This window comes from Qipengyuania sp. SM2507 (genome assembly GCF_053714505.1).
In genome coordinates this window covers 1,142,198-1,159,893 of the sequence record NZ_CM132307.1, presented here as the reverse complement: position 1 = coordinate 1,159,893, position 17,696 = coordinate 1,142,198, and the positions used below count along the sequence as shown (strand labels likewise).

The 17,696-nt window shown below is 65.7% G+C and carries 16 protein-coding genes and 1 tRNA gene; 6 read left to right on the top strand and 11 right to left on the bottom strand.

The window, feature by feature from the left end; genetic code table 11:
• Positions 1 to 54 precede the first annotated feature (54 nt).
• The 4 genes from ACWIKC_RS05640 (at position 55) to ACWIKC_RS05625 (ending at position 3,202) form a co-directional block, all read left to right on the top strand.
• Positions 55 to 834, top strand: a complete 780-nt coding sequence (locus tag ACWIKC_RS05640; protein ID WP_454599139.1) for an NAD kinase — start codon at positions 55 to 57, stop codon at positions 832 to 834.
• 85 nt (positions 835 to 919) lie between these two features.
• A tRNA-Asn gene (locus tag ACWIKC_RS05635) sits at positions 920 to 994 on the top strand.
• A 158-nt stretch (positions 995 to 1,152) separates the two neighbouring features.
• The gene (locus tag ACWIKC_RS05630; RefSeq protein ID WP_454599138.1) at positions 1,153 to 2,406 is read left to right on the top strand and encodes a tyrosine-type recombinase/integrase; all 1,254 of its coding nucleotides are present in this window, start codon (positions 1,153 to 1,155) and stop codon (positions 2,404 to 2,406) included.
• A gap of 28 nt (positions 2,407 to 2,434) precedes the next feature.
• Complete coding sequence (locus ACWIKC_RS05625; protein ID WP_454599137.1) at positions 2,435 to 3,202, top strand: hypothetical protein; 768 nt, start codon at positions 2,435 to 2,437, stop codon at positions 3,200 to 3,202.
• Positions 3,203 to 3,393: 191 nt separating this feature from the next.
• On the opposite strand, the gene ACWIKC_RS05620 is transcribed toward ACWIKC_RS05625, so the two are convergent.
• Positions 3,394 to 4,575 (bottom strand): tyrosine-type recombinase/integrase, encoded by a 1,182-nt coding sequence (locus ACWIKC_RS05620; protein WP_454599136.1) that lies wholly within the window; start codon positions 4,573 to 4,575, stop codon positions 3,394 to 3,396.
• 50 nt (positions 4,576 to 4,625) lie between these two features.
• Here ACWIKC_RS05620 and ACWIKC_RS05615 point away from each other — a divergent pair, with 50 nt between their 5' ends.
• Both ACWIKC_RS05615 and ACWIKC_RS05610 read left to right on the top strand, forming a co-directional pair.
• On the top strand, positions 4,626 to 4,967 hold the full coding sequence (locus tag ACWIKC_RS05615; RefSeq protein ID WP_454599135.1) for a hypothetical protein: 342 nt from the start codon (positions 4,626 to 4,628) through the stop codon (positions 4,965 to 4,967).
• A 125-nt stretch (positions 4,968 to 5,092) separates the two neighbouring features.
• Complete coding sequence (locus tag ACWIKC_RS05610; protein ID WP_454599134.1) at positions 5,093 to 5,353, top strand: hypothetical protein; 261 nt, start codon at positions 5,093 to 5,095, stop codon at positions 5,351 to 5,353.
• A gap of 105 nt (positions 5,354 to 5,458) precedes the next feature.
• Here ACWIKC_RS05610 and ACWIKC_RS05605 read toward each other — a convergent pair whose 3' ends face one another.
• The 10 genes from ACWIKC_RS05605 to ACWIKC_RS05560 form a co-directional block, all read right to left on the bottom strand.
• Positions 5,459 to 6,082: a hypothetical protein gene (locus ACWIKC_RS05605; protein ID WP_454599133.1), complete on the bottom strand. Its 624-nt coding sequence runs from the start codon at positions 6,080 to 6,082 to the stop codon at positions 5,459 to 5,461.
• A complete protein-coding gene (locus tag ACWIKC_RS05600; RefSeq protein WP_454599132.1) occupies positions 6,079 to 6,555 on the bottom strand; it encodes a lysozyme in 477 nt (158 codons plus the stop codon). The genes ACWIKC_RS05605 and ACWIKC_RS05600 overlap by 4 nt, the downstream gene beginning before the upstream one ends.
• Positions 6,548 to 6,781, bottom strand: a complete 234-nt coding sequence (locus ACWIKC_RS05595; RefSeq protein ID WP_454599131.1) for a hypothetical protein — start codon at positions 6,779 to 6,781, stop codon at positions 6,548 to 6,550. Before ACWIKC_RS05595 ends, ACWIKC_RS05600 begins: the two co-directional genes overlap by 8 nt.
• 108 nt (positions 6,782 to 6,889) lie before the next feature.
• On the bottom strand, positions 6,890 to 8,536 hold the full coding sequence (locus ACWIKC_RS05590) for a hypothetical protein (RefSeq protein WP_454599130.1): 1,647 nt from the start codon (positions 8,534 to 8,536) through the stop codon (positions 6,890 to 6,892).
• Positions 8,537 to 8,545: 9 nt separating this feature from the next.
• Positions 8,546 to 12,889, bottom strand: a complete 4,344-nt coding sequence (locus ACWIKC_RS05585; protein WP_454599129.1) for a hypothetical protein — start codon at positions 12,887 to 12,889, stop codon at positions 8,546 to 8,548.
• Positions 12,882 to 13,280: a DUF6950 family protein gene (locus ACWIKC_RS05580; protein ID WP_454599128.1), complete on the bottom strand. Its 399-nt coding sequence runs from the start codon at positions 13,278 to 13,280 to the stop codon at positions 12,882 to 12,884. The genes ACWIKC_RS05585 and ACWIKC_RS05580 overlap by 8 nt, the downstream gene beginning before the upstream one ends.
• A complete protein-coding gene (locus ACWIKC_RS05575; protein WP_454599127.1) occupies positions 13,280 to 13,957 on the bottom strand; it encodes a hypothetical protein in 678 nt (225 codons plus the stop codon). The genes ACWIKC_RS05580 and ACWIKC_RS05575 overlap by 1 nt, the downstream gene beginning before the upstream one ends.
• Positions 13,954 to 14,541 carry a hypothetical protein gene (locus ACWIKC_RS05570; RefSeq protein WP_454599126.1) on the bottom strand — a complete coding sequence of 196 codons (588 nt, stop codon included), beginning with the start codon at positions 14,539 to 14,541 and terminating at the stop codon, positions 13,954 to 13,956. The genes ACWIKC_RS05575 and ACWIKC_RS05570 overlap by 4 nt, the downstream gene beginning before the upstream one ends.
• Positions 14,541 to 17,384, bottom strand: a complete 2,844-nt coding sequence (locus ACWIKC_RS05565; RefSeq protein WP_454599125.1) for a phage tail tape measure protein — start codon at positions 17,382 to 17,384, stop codon at positions 14,541 to 14,543. The genes ACWIKC_RS05570 and ACWIKC_RS05565 overlap by 1 nt, the downstream gene beginning before the upstream one ends.
• Complete coding sequence (locus ACWIKC_RS05560) at positions 17,338 to 17,622, bottom strand: hypothetical protein (protein ID WP_454599124.1); 285 nt, start codon at positions 17,620 to 17,622, stop codon at positions 17,338 to 17,340. Before ACWIKC_RS05560 ends, ACWIKC_RS05565 begins: the two co-directional genes overlap by 47 nt.
• Positions 17,623 to 17,696 lie beyond the last annotated feature (74 nt).

Genomic DNA, 17,696 nt, shown 5'->3' with positions numbered 1-17,696 from the left:
GGAGCGCGATCCAACCAAGACGTTCACCCCAAGCGATCACCACGGGAAAGTTCGATGCCCAATTTCGAAAAGCTGGCCCTGATCGTCTCGGACACCGAGCGCGCGCACGAGGTCGCACCGATGTATCGCGTTCTGGCCGACTGGGTCCCGCTTGAGCAAGCCGAGGCGGCGGTGGTGATCGGCGGCGACGGCGCCATGCTGCAGACGCTCCACGCGATGCTCGATTGCGGGATCATCAAGCCAGTCTACGGAGTGAACCTCGGCACGGTCGGTTTCCTGATGAATCACAACCGCTCACCCGAAAAGCTGCTCCGCCGGATCGAGCGCGCGCGCAGCGTGGCGGTCGCCCCGTTGTGCATGGAAGCGGTCAGGCAGGACGGAAGCACGCAGGAATTCTGCGCCATCAACGAGGTCTCGTTGCTGCGCGAAACCCGCCAGACCGCCAAGATCGAGGTCTCGGTGGACGACAAGGTGCGGATCAAGGAACTGGTCTGCGACGGCGTGCTGGTGGCGACCCCCGCCGGATCGACCGCCTACAACCTTTCGGCCAACGGTCCGATCCTGCCGCTCGATTCCAACCTCCTGGCGCTCACCCCGATCAGCCCCTTCCGCCCGCGTCGCTGGCGCGGTGCGCTCCTGCCCGACCGCAGCACGATCCGCTTCCGGGTGCTCGAATCCGACAAGCGCCCGGTCTCGGTCGTGGCCGACCAGAAGGAGGTCAGGGATATCGCAGAGGTCTCGCTCCACATCGCCCGCGAGCAGGAGCTGCAATTGCTGTTCGACCCCGGTCATGCGCTCGACGAACGCATCGTCGCGGAACAGTTTCTGGTCTGATCGCGAAAGCCGCGAAAAATCGCGCCGCGCCCGCTTGCCAAACCCGGCGAGCCCCCATATAGCGCGCCCCTGCCGACCTGGCTGCTCCCCGATAGCTCAGCGGTAGAGTAGGTGACTGTTAATCACTTGGTCGTTGGTTCGAATCCAACTCGGGGAGCCAACCGCTGTTCCGCAGCGGTCCAAAAAGGTCCGGAAACCCTTGCAAATGCACGGTTTTCAAAGCATCCACCCTCCAGCGAATTCCGCTAGGTTCCGCCACTTTCCGGCACTCGCTGGGGGCATTTTGGGGGCACCGCCGAATCGGGTTGGGGGCATCGGGTGCTGACGGACAAACAGTGCAAGGCAGCACAGCCGGGCGCGAAACCGGTAAAGCTGTCCGATCAGCAGGGTCTGCATTTACTTATCCTCCCCTCGGGCACCAAGAGCTGGCGCCTGAAGTACCGCTTCGAGGGCAAGGAAAAGCAGCTCGCGCTCGGCCTGTATCCGGAAGTTCGGCTGGGCGAGGCACGCGATGCGAAGGACGCAGCGCGCAAGCTGCTGCGCCAGGGGATCGACCCCGGCAGCCCCGCGGCGAAGGCCGCGGCACCCGATCAGGCGATAACCTTCGGCGAAGCGGCCACCCGCTGGCTCTCCCTGCAGCAGGAGGGCTGGAAGCCGAAGCACGCCAAGACGGTGAAGGACCGCCTCGAGGCGGATCTGTTGCCGAAGCTGCGGTCGCGGCCGCTGCGGGAGATTGCGCCACGCGATCTCATCGCGGAACTCGACCGGGTGCAGCAGCGCGGTGCGGTCGAGATCGCTCATCGGCTGCGCCAGTATGCATCCGCGATCTTCGAGAGCGCGATCGCGCTCGACTGGGCGGAGACGAACCCAGCCGCCTCGCTGACGCGTGCGCTCAGGCCGGTGCCCCGCCGGCGCTACCCTGCCCTGCTCGCCCTGCGCGATTGCCGCGATTTCCTGCGCGCGATCGAGGCAGAGCCCTGCCAGCCGGCGACCAAGCTCGCCTCGCGCCTGCTGGCGTTGACGGCTGTGCGGCCGGGCAACATCCGGTTCGCGGAGCGCAAGGAGTTCGAGGGGCTCGACGGCAAGGAGCCGCTCTGGCGGATCCCGGCGTCCAAGATGAAGCTCGAGCTCGCGGAGAGCGAGCAGGATGCCTTCGAGTTCATCGTGCCGCTGTCGCGCCAGGCGGTGGCCACCGCGAAGGCGGCGATCGCCTTCGCCGGCAATCGCAAATACCTCTTCCCCTCGACGCGCTACTCGCACCGGCCGATCAGCGAGAACGCGCTGAGCACGAACTACAAGCGCGTCCCTGGCTTCGGCGGCCGGCATGTTCCGCACGGCTGGCGCTCGAGCTTTGCCACGATCATGAACGAGCGGGCAGCGGATCTCGATCGACCGGGCGATCGGGCTATCATCGATCTGATGCTGGCTCACCGGCCGGCCGGGGTCGAGGCGGTCTACAACCGCGCGGCCTACATGCGGCGCCGGCGCGAACTCGCGCAGGAATGGGCCGACCTCTTGGTCGCCGATCTCCCGGAGCCAGAGACGCTGGTGGAAGGCCTGCGCAAGCACTGACGTTCCGCTCGAGCGCGGGAGGTGCAGCATGATGCACGCCGCACTCGACCAGCGCCGCACACTTCAGCCTGTTCGGCGAGACAGCTTCGACGTGAACGACAAGCGGGCGCAGGTCTTCCGCCCGATCGATGGCGGGATCGCCTTCGTCGACGCATATCTCAAGGTGCTCGAGGAATGGGCGGACATGGTGAAGCAGAAGGGTGAAGCGCATCGCCTCACCGCGAACTGCCACCGTGTCCTGGCCGCGATCCTCAAACGCTGTACGGATTTCAAGACAGGAATCTGCGAGCCCAGCCTCGATACCATCATGAAGCACACCCGCTTCGCTCGGGCGACGGTCGTCAGCGCGCTCAAGCGGCTCTGGTCCGCTGGGTTCATCGACTGGATCCGGCGCACGGTGCCCACGGACAACGCCGGGGGCGAAGGGCCGCAGATCCGGCAGACCTCGAACGCCTACTTCTTCGACCTGTCGCGCCTGCCGGAGCGATGCATGAAGCGGCTCAAGGAGATCATGCGACGCAAGGGGAAGGACTTCGAGCCCGACCAGTCGCGCCGCAGGCCGCTGTTCAAGGGCATTGCGGAGCGCAGGGCGTCGAATGTGCGCCAGCGCCGCGAGAACCTCGCTGTCGCGCTCCAGGGCGCCAAGGGACCGTTGGAGACGGCCGTCGCGCTCTATCCCGGCAACCCCCTCGCCCAGGCATCCTATCTCGCCATGCTTACCGGCGATGATGCACAAGGTGCGAGTTCAACACCTAGCCTGAATCCCCCCTCCAGCATCAAGTATCAGAAGGAGTGAGCCCGCTTTAGCGGTCTCACCCGTTGATTATTGATGGGCCCCGGGATGATCTGAGGCTCGAAACAGGAAACCAACCACCTTCCGGACTGCCGGAGGTCGGCGGCTGCGCCGCCGCCCATGCTTGGCGAGGGGCCAAGCGCAAGGGTCGTGCCAAGCGCCAGTCGGCTACGCCGGACGCGCGAAAGCGCCGTTCAGGGCTGAATTTCGAGCATCGCGCCCCACCGATCGAACAGTTCCCGGCGGCGATCGAGCAGCTGCGCGCGATTATATGCGGCCTCGACCTTGTCCTTCGGCGAATGCGCCAAGGCACGATCGATGTCGCGGCGCCATTCTTCGCCCAGCTCCTCGTTGAGGATGGTCGAGAAGCTCGAACGCCAGCCATGGGGAACGTGGCGGCCGGCGTACCCGGCCCGGGCGTAGAGATCCCGAAGCGTCCCCTCCCCTATCGGCGCGGTCGCCGATCTCCCCGGAAAGACCAGCGCGGTAGGGGAAACGTCCTGGTCCGGCCGCGCGCCGCGCAGCACGAACAGCGCCTGGTCGCTGAGCGGTACGATATGATCGAACCTCTCCTCGGCCTTCTTCGCCTTCGACAGCTTCATCCGCGCCGCCGGCACCGTCCAGGTGCGCGCCGCGAAGTCGACCTCCGCCCAAACCATGCCGCGAACGGCGTTGAGCCGGACCGCGGTGAGCGCGAGGAAGCGCGAGGCGAAGACCGATATCGGCCGCGCGTCGGATCCTTCACAGGCGGTGAGCAGCGCGCGGCAGTCCTCGAGCTCGGTCAGTGCCGGATGCGGTACCGAGAGCTTTCCTTTCGCCATGGCCCGCCCGAGCTGGGCGGCCGGATCGGAACTCGCAAGGCCTTCGGCGATCGCGAAGCCGAAGATCGCCGAGAGCCGCTGGCGCAACCGGCCGGCGCTCTCCAGGCAGCCGCGCGCTTCGACCCGGCGGACGATCGCCAGCAGGTCGCGCGGCTCGATCGTGTCGACCGGACGCTCGCCCAGCTCCGGCAGGACATCGCGCTCGATGCTGTCCAGGACGTCCGCCGCGTGAGTGTCCGACCAGCTGGCGCGATGATGGCGGTGCCACTGCCGTGCCAGCTGGCCGAACGTGTCCGCCGCGGCCTTGGTCCGCGCGGGATCCAGTCCCTGCTCGAGCTGCTCTTTCGCCTGCGCCTGCAGGATCCGAGCGCGGGCAATGCTGACCTCGGGGAACTGGCCGAAGGTGAGCAGCTTCTCTCGGCCGCGCCAGCGGTACTTCTGCTGCCAGCTCTTCGAGCCCGTCGGCCGCACGAGGAGATGCATCCCGCCCTGGTCGTGAATCTTGTAGGCGCGCAGCTGCGCGCCGGCAGCTTGCGCCGCGGCGGTGGTGAGCATGGGAAAACTCGCTATACGAGGTGAGGAAGATAAGTTGGAGGAGAGAAAGAATGAGTGAGCTTGCGAACTACAAACATGCCACTTCAGCATTCAAAGATGCGAAGGAGCGTTGGAACAACTTCTCGTCTCGCTTGGCGGAATCGGCTTCGTGGTTGAATTCAACCGAACAGGTGCATCTGTTCGCTCAGATGAAAACGAAGGAAGAAGGGCCGCTGAGGGCGGATGAATGGCCCAGCGCCGACCAAGTCCGGGAGGAGATCAAGGCGGTAACCGACGCTCGTGAAGCGCTCGCAAAAGCCTATGAGGAGATCCCCGAAGACCAACGTAGCGTAGTGATGCCGCCCTCGAAGCAAATTGCGAGGAAAGGCCTGCTGGACAATTTTAGAGGCTGATCGCGGCGGATAATCCCTCCGCCGTGGTCGACGCGGAAAGCCGCAGTTTTCCTAGCTCTTTGCGCTTTCTGCAATTTGCTCATACCCCCGCCGATACCCCCGCTTTAACCGGCCCAGGAACATCGATGCGCTACAAAGGCCGATCAACTATCCCCCCGCCGCTGCGCGAAGGCTTCGTCCCGCATGATGGCTCCGGCCGACCGGAAGGGCTGGAAGACGATATCCGTGTGCAGCTACGCTCTGGCAGCGTCACGATCCTGAAGGGCCGCTGGACCGAAGATCCATGGATCTGGAATGCGGCGCGGCCCGGGTTGATGAACGTGGTCGGCTATGACGACATGGTCGAGGTTCCGCGGCTCGATATGGCAAAGCCGGTCGATGGGTAAGCGCTGGCTCCTAAAGGTAGAGTTCGCTGTGGTCATGGTGCTGGCAGGCTTCGGCTTCTGGAGTGCGTTCGCCTATTGGTTCTGACCACCGGGTCGGCCCGTCGATCACTCCGGACGGTTCGGATCCACCGTGGCCTGCTGCTCCACCCAATCGATCAGCGCATCGAGCTGGATGGCCTGCTGGGTGGCGACGAGATCGCGCTCGAGCTGCTCGGCCGGGCCGCGGCGGAAGCTGCCGCCGGCAGGAAGTCGATGATCTCCGGCCGATGCATCAGATCCGCTGGCGGTACCGGGAACGCCGGACAATGAGACAGCTCCGCCCGGACGGGCAGCGCCGGCTCGACTGCGTAGTTCTTGCCGCAAGCGCTCAGCGCGAGCGCGAGCATCGGCAAGCCGAGCGTGATAATCCACTTCGATCGCATCGGTGATATCCTCTTGCTGCTGGACGACCCGCTCGAGGCGGTCCGCTTCCATCTTCGCTGCCGCGAGCTGTGCCGCGCGGTAATCGCCCCTGGTCTTCCGATGTGCGCTGCGCTCGTCGTCGCGCTCGGTCTCGAACCGATACGCCTTGGCGATCCAGCCCTCGATCGAGAGCGGCCAGATCTCCAGCCCCTCGAGACGGGCGGTCTGCACCGCGCCGAACGCCAGGGCTGCCGCCATCACCAGGCCGGAGAAGCCGACCTTCGCAGCGACCGCGCCGGCGCGCGCCTGCCACTCGAACGGGATCATACCGCCGCGTCCCTAAGGCACAGCGCAGTCTCTGCAGCGCGCCGCCGCACGAGCCCGCGCAGCCGCGTACCGCCGGCATAGACATAGCGGCCGAGAAAATTGCAGGCCGCCCTTTGCTGGCCCTTCGCGAACAACCGCGCCACGCTCGAGCGATTGTAGGCGCCGAGGCCCACGTTGTAGGCGAAGCTTGTATGCGCCGCCCATTGGTACGGGAACTCGATGATCTCGGGGTTGCGGACCCGTACTCCCTCGGCGAAGCCGGCAGCCGCCTCCTCGAGCATCGCTGTGCATTCGGCATCGGTGTAGCGCCGCATCTCAACCCGGGTCTCTCCGTAACAGACGGTGAGAATGCCGATCGGATCGCGATAGGGATCGTTCCTCTTGCCCTCCCAAGGCGCGATCGTCGCCACGGCCAGGCCGAGCATCGCCACGACCGAGCCGACCAGTCCGGCCGCCTTGATCTTGTCAGACATCGCTCGCACCCCGCGCCTTGCGGTCGCGACGGTGGTCGCGAACGAACTTGTAGGCGAGATAGGCTGTCTGCATCAGCGTGTAGACCAGCGTCGCGATCAGGACCCAATCCTGCAGCGACATGCCGGCGCCGGCTGCGGTGCTTACCGCGATCGGCGGTGCGGCCTTGCCGACCGCCGAGAGGTACTCGCTACCTCGTTCTGCGATCATTCGATGCGTGTCGTGCATGGTACTACTCCGTCCTCGCCAGAAGCCCGGCGCTATTTTGATTGTCGATGAGTCTGCTTTGGGGAGCGCCTTCAGGCGCCCGCCGATCTTCAGCTAAGGCGCTGTATTTCAGCCGTGCTGCACGTCGATCACCGGGCGCCCGTCCTCGATCCGCCACACCGCGCCCAGGCGGCGCATGTAGAGTGGCAGGGTCATGTCCGCCTCGGGCACCGCCTGCGCGCCGATCCCACCGCCATTGGCGACTGCGACCAGGTAGACCGCCTCGCCGTCGTCCAGCGCATTTTCGCAGGCGGCAAGGGTCTCGGAATCCACGTTCACGGGCGCCTGTCCACAAAAGGCGATGCGATCGACGGTCTGGCGTTCGGCTTCGAAGGCCTCCTCCCAAGCGGCCAAATCGGCGGCATGGGTGGCCATTGCAGCTTCGTGCTGCGTCTTGGCAGCTTGCCATTGTGCCAAGGCAGACGGAAATGCAGCTAGGGCCTGGGTGTACTGCGCCATCTCGGCGTCGGCGGCATCCTTTGCTTCTTGCCAGAGATATTGGCGTACCGCGAAATTGCCTTCGCTTTCATCCTCGGCTTGCTCGGGCGCTGCGTCGGTGAACGGGGCGGGAGCTACAGGCGCAGACGGCTCGGCCCCGAGGGGCGAAGGCGTCGCGGGTCGTGCACCAACACAGTGGCCCCAGCTGTCGCCCCCGACCAGATTGGGATCGGTCGACTTCACCACGTAACGGACCGCATCGGGCCAGCTCTTTGTCAGCAAGCCCTCGCGATCGATGCCGCAAACATCACCCTTGGCGATATCGCCGCACCCATCCGCCTTACGAACATACTCCGCATAGTCGGCGCCGCTGGCGTTGATCGTGCCGCCGGCGTTGATAGAGCGGCCCGTCGTTCCGTTGGCGTTGACGCGATATGCCGCCGCTGCGGCGGAACCTGCCGCACCGAAAGCGCCGTAGAAGTGATGAACGTCGGCCGCCGGCTCGCCGAGGCCAAGGATCTTACTTTCGCTCGAGGGTTTCACCATTCGATGCGAAGAATCGGAGCTGGTGACCGTTCCGACCAGAAGATTTCCGCCGGCAGGCTGCAGGTTCAAATTGTAGGCAGTAGCCACGCCGTCAATCCGCTGCGATTGCAACCAGGTATCGCCGCTGAAGCCATAGGTCCCGATCAGGAGGCCGTAGGAATTGGCGATGCTGAATGCGGCCGTGACGCCCGTGCCGGCAGGTGCGCCGGGCAAAGCCCCCAAAGCCGGGCTGGTTACACCGACATTGTCCTGTTGAACGAAACTGAAGCGAACAGAAGCCTGGAGGCGAGAATCGCTGACCGAGAGACGATCGGCACCGCCAGCGACCACCGCCAGGGAATTGGATCCCGCCAGGCGCAGGCCTGTGTCCTGGTCGACTGCAAATCGCATAGCTGGAGCGGCGAGCGATCCATCCGGAAACAGACCCGCTCCGATGCCATCTCGCACGTCGGAAAAGCTCGCGAGCAGGCTGTCGAGCCGCACCACGACATCTCCCATCAGCGATTGCGTCGGCAGGATCCCGTAATTTTGTCCCGCAGCGGTCGCTCCGGTGTAGGTCCGGGCGAGGGTCAGGACCGTGTTCGACGGCACGTCGGCGATCTCATAGGTGCGGCCGTCCGGCCCTTCGAAGCCCTCGCCGATCTTGGCATTCGCGACGAACGCGGTGCCCGCTCCGGTAACGGTCGCGCTGCCATTGGTAACGGTGACGGTCCCTGCTTTGTACCAAGCCATGATGGCCTCCTATTCTTCGGTTTGCGTGATGCTGATGGTTTGCGACCGCTCGGCCGCCTGCGATGGATCCACGCCTTCCCCCGGCGATGTCAGAGCCCGCGCCGTAAGGGCCGCAGAGTACTCGACCTCGAGCCCGCCGGTGTTGTCGGTGATGGTGATCGATCCGGAGATACTTTCCTGCCAGAACCCCGGTTCGCCGGGCCCGAGCGCAGGTTCGCAGGCGACGGTGCCGCTCAACGCGAGCGTCCCGATTTCGGTCTCGCCACGATAGAGTTTGACCGTGGCGGTCGGAGTAGCAGGAACCGGACAGGAGCCGATCATCGCGGCCCGCGAGGACCAGCTGTAGCTGAGCACGACGACGCGCGACCCTCCGTTCGAACCGATGGGGCCGGTCGAGATCGAAGCGTTGCTCGCGAGGCTGCTGGTCTTGACCGCGTTCTTCGTGACGCCGGCAGACAGCGTGCCGCCGAAATAGGCTGACCCGTCGCGGCGCTGATAGGAGATCGCGTCGGCCTCGTTGCACTCTGCAATCGGCCGGATCGGGCCGTACCATTCGATGAACTGGCCGGTCGTGCCGAAACCCGATCCCGTGACCTTCATGAATGCGCCGGCATAGATGCGCCAGACACCGTCCGCATATTCGGTTCGGTCGCCGCCATCGGGGTCCACGAGCGCAAAGCGGTCGGTCACGATGACGAAATCACCGGTCTCGCCATCGTTGTTCGCGGCCCAGCCTGTGACCCTCCCATTTACATCGAGGCGGACACCAACCCGCGCCTCAAGCCCGTCGATGCTCTCGCTGAACTGCGTGATCGACGCCTCGGCAGTGTCGACGCGCGTGCTGACGGTCTGCACCGTCCCGGCGATCGCGCCGTCCGCATCGATCCGGGCCTGCGCTTCGCTCTGCACCGTGGCGTTGGTGTAGGTCCGCTCGGCAGCGAGCGCGTCTATCCGCGCCTGCGTTTCCGCGTCGATCGCCGCTATGCGCGCCTGCTCTTCGTCGGTGAGTGCCTGACCACGCGCCGTAGCCTCGGCATTGATCGCGGCGATGCGATCCTGCGCCTCCTGCACGATTGCGTCGGCGTTGGCATCGGTGGTCGCGGTTAGCGTGGTGATCTGCTGCGCAAGAGCTTCGTCAGCCGTGGAACGTGCTGCGCTCTCCTGCGTGATCGCGCCCTGATTGCCTTCCACTTCCGCCGTCAATTCGCTGATCTGCAGTGCCATCGCCTGATCGGCGGTGGCTCGCGCGGTGGATTCCTGCATGATGTCCGCGCGGGCGGCCCCGATCTGCGCGACGAGTGCGAGGGTCTGCGCCGCGAACGCTTCACCCTCGGCCGTAATGCGCGAGGTGATTTCCCGCCTGGCGGCGGCAATCTCGGCATTGCTGGTTCGGCGGGTGCGGTCGTTTTCCAGAAGGGCGAGCAAGTTGCCTTCGGCGGCGGCGGCCGCATCGCCAGTAAGGCCCCGGCTCACCGTCGCCTGCTCGGCCTGTCCGGCGAACAGGCTCCCATCCGCGTCCGCTCGTGCCTGACCCTCGGCAGTGAGGGCAGCAGCGCTGGCCTGAAACCCGTCGTTCACGCTCGCGGTCAGCGCGGAGATGTCCTGCGCCAGCGCTCCGTCGCCGTCGATCCGGGCCTGCTGCTCGGCATGCACCGCAGCCTGGCGCTCTCCCGCCTCGTCATTGAGACTGACCACGAGCGCATCGATGCTCTGCGCCAGAACCGAATCCATCGACGCGCGGGTCAGGCTTTCGCTGACGATCGCCCCCTCGGCCGCGCCGACCCGCACACCCAGCTCGGTCCGCTGCGATGCCTCGAGCGAGAGGTCCGCGTTGATCTTGGTTGTGATCTCGGTGCGCGCCGCCGCGATCCCGGCTACAGCCTCGCGGTGGTTCTCGTCGGCGGTGAGGATAGCGAGAAGGTCAGCCTCGGCACCCGCGTCGACCCGATCGCCCAGCAGGCGCACCGTGCTGATCGACTGCTCGATGCTTGCCACATCGCCCAACGCGGTGATCGTCTGCTCCGCGCTGGCAACCCGGCTATCGAGCGCGGTAACGGTGGCGGTGTCCGCCTTCGAGGCAATCACGCCGTTCTGGGCATCTATAGCCTGCTCGGCTGTCGTAACCCGACCCTCGACGCCCGAGAGCTCCGTCACCGATGCTTTCAGCGCGATCGCACCCTGCAGTGCGTCGATATCCACCTCGGCGCTGCCCAGGCGCAGGAACACCGCCTCGAGGTCGGCAATCTGGGTCGGGTCGAGCACCGCCATTGCGATCTGCTCGTCGACGTAATTCGTGCTCGCCTTAAGGTTGATGCTTCCCTCGGCCGCGTTGAGCCGGATCGATACCTGGCTCAGTTGATCGCCGGTCTGCTCGATCGCGCTGATCTTGACCGTGCCGCTCGCGGGATCGACGAAGAACCCTGCATCTCGGAACGTCTCGCGGGTGCGCGAGGCTTCGGAAAGCAGCGTGATATAGCTCTGCGAAAGCCGGTCGATCGCGTCATTGCTCTGCGCCACCGCGCCTTCGCTCGCCGCACCCAGATCGGGCAGGGTGATCTCGCCCAAGCCCACGGGCTCGGCGGCGGGGAAGGGGCGATAATGCAGCCGACCGAACGGCGTGATCTCCATCTGCGAATTGAGCAGCTCGCCCGGGTTCCATACCTCCCCGGTTTCGTCGCGAACATTCCCCGGCACCGGGCTGCCCGGCGTGGGGATCGTCGCGCCCTCGGTGGCATTGTTTTCGGGCTTGGTACCATCCGGGTCCGCAACCGTTGGCCAGTCCGCAGTTTTCGACGCCTTCCGCGCCAGCAGGATCGGTCCGGCATTGCGCGGGTCGAACCGCACCGGCTCGGCGGACTGCACCGCGGCGCTGTCCTCCGACGCCCAGGCATAGATGCTGGCGTGCTCCTCGCGCAGCACCAGCGCGATCCGTCCCGAGCGGCTCGGCCGCTGGCTGACCACCCGGAACGGCTTGTTGAGCCACCCACGCGGGGAATAGGTCTGCCAAACGATCCGCCCGACCTTCGCCGCCATGCCCTTCATGTTGTATTCGGCGGTGAAGGTGCCGGGGTACTGCATCCGCTGCAGGGTCTGCTTCGCCAGGCGCTGCCCGCGCGCCGCATTCTCGACCACCGCCAGATCGAGCGGTGCCGATCGCTCGATCCCGTCCTCGCTCGGCAGCTTGACCGAGGGATAGGGCACCATCTGGTACAGCGAATTGGTGCTGGGATCGGTGAACGAACCGGAGATGATGTTCGGCAGATCGGTCTGCCCGCCCATCGGATCCCACCGCGCGCCGCTCACCACGTCGTTGTCGTCGAATGTCACCGCCGGCGTGGCGAGCGAATTGGTCTTGATCAGGAACGACAGCCGCCCCTCGCTGTCGAGCAGATCGCCCGCACAGCCCGCCAGTAGAGCGCCGACGATGTTCATCGGCGCATCGTCGGTCGAGAAGGCGCCGGCCCCGCGATAGCGTGCCTGCGTCCCGCCAGTGGATAGCGCAATGTCCTCGTCGCAGATATTCGCCGCGGTGATCACGCTCTCGATGTCGAGATACTTGGGCGGCAGACCGGCGCCGACCGACAGCTCGCCGTTGATCCGCCAGCCCAGCAGCACATTGAGCGCCTGGATGATCAGGTTGCCGGAACTCTCGCCCCAGCTGTCCTGATCGGCGATCCGCATCGGGCCGACGCCGCCGACCGTGCTGTCGAAGCGCGGATCGTACATCGGCATGCCTTCGCCGATGATGGTGACGCGCCCGGGGAGCCCCGAAGCGAGGGGAGACTGTTCCTCGTCGCTGTTGCCGGTCCGCTTGATCCGCAGGCGCAGGTAGGCGCAGCCGGTCAGCCGGTCGTCGGAACCCCACCGCGTCCCGCCGTTGATCGCGATGGTGTTGGCTGCCGTACCCTCGAGCCGCGTGTCTACCGCCGTCAGATAGCCGACGTACTGGCCCTGCACACCGGCTGCCGCCGACCACGCCAGCTCGTCCTCGAACCATATCTGTGTGATCGAGCGCACCCGATGCGCGGCCACGACGATGATGTAGTCGATGAACTCGTCGTCGGTGCCGCTGCCCTCGTAATAGCGGATATCGGCGGGCATCGCGGTGGTGCCGAGCACGATCTTGCGCGGGGCTTGCGTGTCGAGCCGCGCTTGCAGCCTTCCGAGCTGCGTCGTCGACTGCGGAACGGTGCCTTTCTTGGTGAGCAACGAGACGCCGAGCGTGGCTGCAGCGCCGATCCCCGAGAGGAGAGCTGCCGAGATGCCAAGCGAGACGCCACCGGTGACCAGCGCTCCGGCGATCGTTGCGCCGATCGCGACGACCTTGAGGACGCCTTTGACGACTTTACCCATCGCGGCCAACTCCCCAGACGCCGGTCCAGTCTGCTCGCGGAACCATCGTCATTCCGCCGGCGGCGAAGTAGAACAGCGCCTCGCCGCCCAGCACGCAGCCGAGGCAGCTTTCCTGCGTCAGCGCGATATCGCCGCGACGGGCAAAGGCCGGGTGAACGCGCGGGAACATTGCATCGAGTCGCTCCGCCATCGGCTTGTCGGCCAGCAGCCGCAGCGCATCGCGCTTGGTGGAATATTGCCCGCGCAACCCTGCCAGAGGATCCTCGCCCGTTTGCGCGATCACGCAGGCCGCCAACCAGCGTCCGCAGTCGCGATCCCAGCGGAACGGCCGCGCACTCCATTCGGCCACGGTCTCCGCGAGCCGGTTTTCCCAGTCTGGAAGCCGGCGCATCAGTAGAGGTTCTTCTGCAGGCTGCGACTCGGTGCGCCGCCACGGTTCCCGCCGCCACCACCGCCGCCGTTACCGCCGCGCACGCCCGCCTTCTGCATGCCGTTCGCCGCGGCCAGCGTCTGTTCGGCACTTCGATCGCCCGGATCGAACTCGCTTTGGTGCAGATAGGTCAGGCCGGAGCCTTCGGTCAGCGCCGCTTGGTAATTCTCGATGCTGGCAACGAGGATTTGGTCGCTCTCGTCGGTATCGACCGCCAGATTGACCAGATAGCCGCTGTAGTACCGCTGGATCGGCCGTGGTGCGAACTGCGTTGGTGGATTATCGACCGGCTCGAGCAGCCGGAACCACAGCCGCGCCTCTTTCTTGCGCCACTTCGCTTTCTGCCCAACGATATCGAGCAGCCCGCCATCGTCGATCGGCAGACCCGAGAGCCGCGCAGTAACCGTCTCCGAGCCCTCCTCGCTGTGTCCGACGTCGCTGACGTCGACGAGATCGCTCGGGATCGCCTCGAAAGTGAACCCGTCAAGATCCGGATCGCCGGTCTCGCCCGGAGCGATCGCGATATCCCGCACCCCCGACACCGCACGCACCGGGTCACCGTCAATATCGATCCACGCGAACCACTGGACGTAGACGATCTCTTGCCCGAGCGCTTCGAGGGTGGCGGCGTCCATCAATAGGCCTCCGCGCAATCGAACGTAAACCCGGCCTGGATCCGCTCCAGATTTACGGTGAGCATGGGCGAATTCTCCGGCAGCGAGGCCAGCAGCCAGGGGTTCTTGGTCTCGACCAACGTGTTATCCGCGACGATCCGGCGCAGCGGCGCGTGGAACTTCAACGTGGCTTGTCCGCTCTCGTTGGTGACCACGTCCTCATCGAGGCGCATCAGCTGATCGCCGACCGTCACATAGTCGGCAGCCAGCAGCGGCATGGAGCTGGGCGGCCAGCCATCGGTCACCAGCGAATAACCAGTGCCCGCGCCATTCGCGCGCACCGTGAAGCTGCCCGTATGTTGCCAGACTGCCCTGATAGGCACCCGGAAGCTGTGCACGGGTCCGCGGATGCGTCCGAAGAACACCTGCCAACCCCGCGCGTCGACCTCGCGCATGTTGGCGACGGATATCACCGCTTCCCACCAGGCATAGCCGGCATCCACCGCCTGCCGCGCTTTGGTCAGCTCGGAGCGGTTGACGAATGCGGACACCATGGGGCGCAGACCGACCTCGAGGTGACGGCTCGGACTGGGGTAAGGGACGATCATCAGCCGGTCGCTCCGCCTGGCATCACAGGCCGCGCAGCATCGCGCCGCGCCTTCGATGAAGCCGTGCTCAGCATTCCCGGGGCGACCGCCTGCACGATCTGCACCGCCTGCCCCGCGCTCTTGCGCAGCCACTCGGCCTCGAGGCCGGCCCCAAGCCGAATGCTCAGCTCGCCGCCGCCCCCCGGCCCGCCGCCCATCTGGCTCAGCTTGTGGTTGGGCACGATGCTGCCGCTCGAGTGCGGCCGGAACAATTCGGGCCCGCGCTCGCCCACCAGATAGGTCCCACCGGCCAGCACCGGTCCGCCCATCGCCCGCGCGCCATCGAGATCGAAAGGAGTGCCGGAAAGCAGATTGAGCGGACTACTTCCACCACCGCCGAACAGCGCGTCTGCAAGCGGCGCGATCACCGCTTTGCGAATGGCGATGCGAAGCAGATCGGAGATGATCTGGCTGGCAACGTTCTTGAAGACCTCGCCGAGCGATTTGACACCGGTCATCGCATCGACCAGCCCTTGGTTGAGCGCTTCCAGGCCGTCGATCTTGATCCCGTCGATCGCCTCGTTGATCTGCCCGGCCGACATGTTTACATAGTCGCGATAGCTCTCGACCTCGGTTCGATTGGCCTTGTCAGCCGCTGCGGTTTCCTTACGCTCAAGCGCACCGAGGCTAGCGAGAATGGCTTGAGCCCGGTCCTTCTCCGCCTGCGTCGATATCTCCGAAGCGAGAACCATCTCGAGCTGGTTGCGGCGATAGGCTTGCTCGAGCGCGAGGATCTCCAGCGCCAGGCGTCTGCGCTCGGCCTGCGTATCGGCCATCTGAAGGTCGAGTTGCAGATGATCGCGCCGCAGTTCGAACTGTACCTGCATCGCATCGGCGAGCCGCTGCTCCAGCTCGTAGGTTCGGTCCTGCTCGATCTGCCGAGCGATCAGCCCGCGATTGGCATTGGCGACGATTACGCCCTGCTCGTCGACTGCGGCGGCAACGCCGTAGAGTTCCTCCACCTGCGCGCGCAGCGCATCCTTCTGCTGGGCTGAGAAGTCGCTGGTCTCGACCTCCGCGAGGCGCTGCGCCCGCTCGATCTCGAGCATGTCGTACTGTAGCTCGGCGCGTTCTTCCGAACCGGTCGCAAGCCTCTGCTTCGCCTGCAGCGCTTCCATCTCGAGCCGCACCTGCTCGTCGGCGAAGTCCGCGGCTATGTCGGCGGGATCTCGAGCGTCCGACTTGGGGGTCTTGGGTTTGGGCCCTGGCTTGGTGGGGCCGCCCGTGGCGCCAGTTTCGCCGGGATCACCTTCAGTCGCATCGAGGTCGACCCCATCGCGCAGTGCCTTGAGGCGCGCGAGCATTTGCCGGTCGTTCGCATCGCGCTCGCGCTGGAGTTCGGCGAGCCTGGCATCGGTATTGAACCGAACCCGTGCACCCCGCCCGGCCTGGTTCATCGCCAACCCGGATCGGGTCTGGTTTATTTCGGGTCCGCGTGCAGCATTCTCGAGGCTTTGCTTCTCGAGATCGATCTCGAGGTTCCGCGAGGAAAGCTTGAAGATGTCGGCCTGGGCGAGGACCTTGATGAAACGAAGGGCGGTTCCGATCGAATCGGCCATGGCGTTCTGCAGCTTCCGGACCTTACCTTCCGCGTCGTCCATCCGCCCGCCGAATTCGTCTGCGGCACCGGCGGCCTGAGCCAGCTTTCCTTCAAGCCGATCGGCTTCGGCTTCTGCCTCGTCCGCCCTGTCGGCCAGCTTCTTCGTCGATTCCGCCGCGCTGAGCGTATCGCGGGACACCACCCAGGCTGCGGCTGCGACTGCCGCCAGAGCCAGGGCGATGGCCCCGCCCACTTTGAGCAATCCTGTCAGCGCGCCGCGCAAAAGGAGAATGCGCGGAGTAGCGCCGGCTGCCGCAGTACCGGTAGCGACGAAAGCTCCGCCCAGGGTTACCATGCTGGATCCCAGCGTCCCGACCAAGAAAAGCAGTGGCCCCGCCACTGCGGCCACGCCTGCAAATGCGATGATCGAGGTCTGCGCGCCATCGGGCAAAGCCGTGAATGCGCTCAACATGTTCGTCAGACCTTCGACCAGCGGGCGCACCGCGGGGATCAGCTTCTCCCCGATCGCCACCTGCAGCTCCTCGAACGCCGCCTTCGCAGCCCGGACGCGATTGGCAGTGCCGTCTGCGGTGCGTGCGACATCGCCCTGCGCCGTCGCTGTCGCATCCATGATCAGCGCCGCCCGCGCCATGATCTTCTGCTGCTCGGTCAGCTCCGATCCCGCGGCCGCGATTCCAATCTCGAACGCCTTGGCTTTCACCGCCGCCTCGTTGAGGAACACGCCGAAGTCGCGCAGCGGCTCGCTCTCGCCGGACAGGCCGGATCGCAGCTTCTGCATCGCCTCGGTCGGATCGACATTGAAGAAGCTCGAAAGGTCCTGCGCGAGGACTGAGAACTCCTTCGACAGCTCGGCCGCCGCCTGCTTCGTCGGCGCCGCTTGGTTGAAGAAGATCCCGAACGTGTTCGCTGCCTGCTGGATCTCCTGCGTCGATCGGCCCATCGCATCGCCCGTGGTCTCGGCCCATTCGGTCATCTGCTTCGACAGCGCACCGAAGGTTTGGTCGAACGCGCTCTGCAGCTCTTCCGCATCGGACGCGGCCTTCACCGCGAAGCCGCCGAAAGCCACCAGCGGAGCGGTGATCCCCAGCGTCATCCTCGCGCCCAGATCCTGCAGTGCCTGCGCGGTCTTGTTCATGCTGCGCTGGAATTTGACCACCTCCTTCTCCGCGGCGGACATGCCGCTGCGGAACTGGCCGCTATCGAGGCCGAGGCTGATCAGCAGCGAGCCGAGCATGGTCGCCATTGCCCAATTCCTTTCTCGATATCCGGGTGATCGTCATCGGGGCGCCGCGCGAACGCGCATCCTCCAGTGTCTGCATCATCCGCTTGACCGACGGCTCGCGCGGTTCGCTGCGCAGATAATGCACGAGCGGTTTCAGCCCGGTCTTGCTTTGCGTGAGAGCGGCGAAGATCGCGCCGCTATGCTCCATGGCGAGGGCCTGCCGGTCCTCGCGCTCGAGCCTGCGGCGGACTCCGCCCATGATCGCCGCGAAGCTCGCGGGGGTCTGCGTCCAGAACAGCGCCGGGTCCTGCCCAGCCTCCGCCCAGACCGACA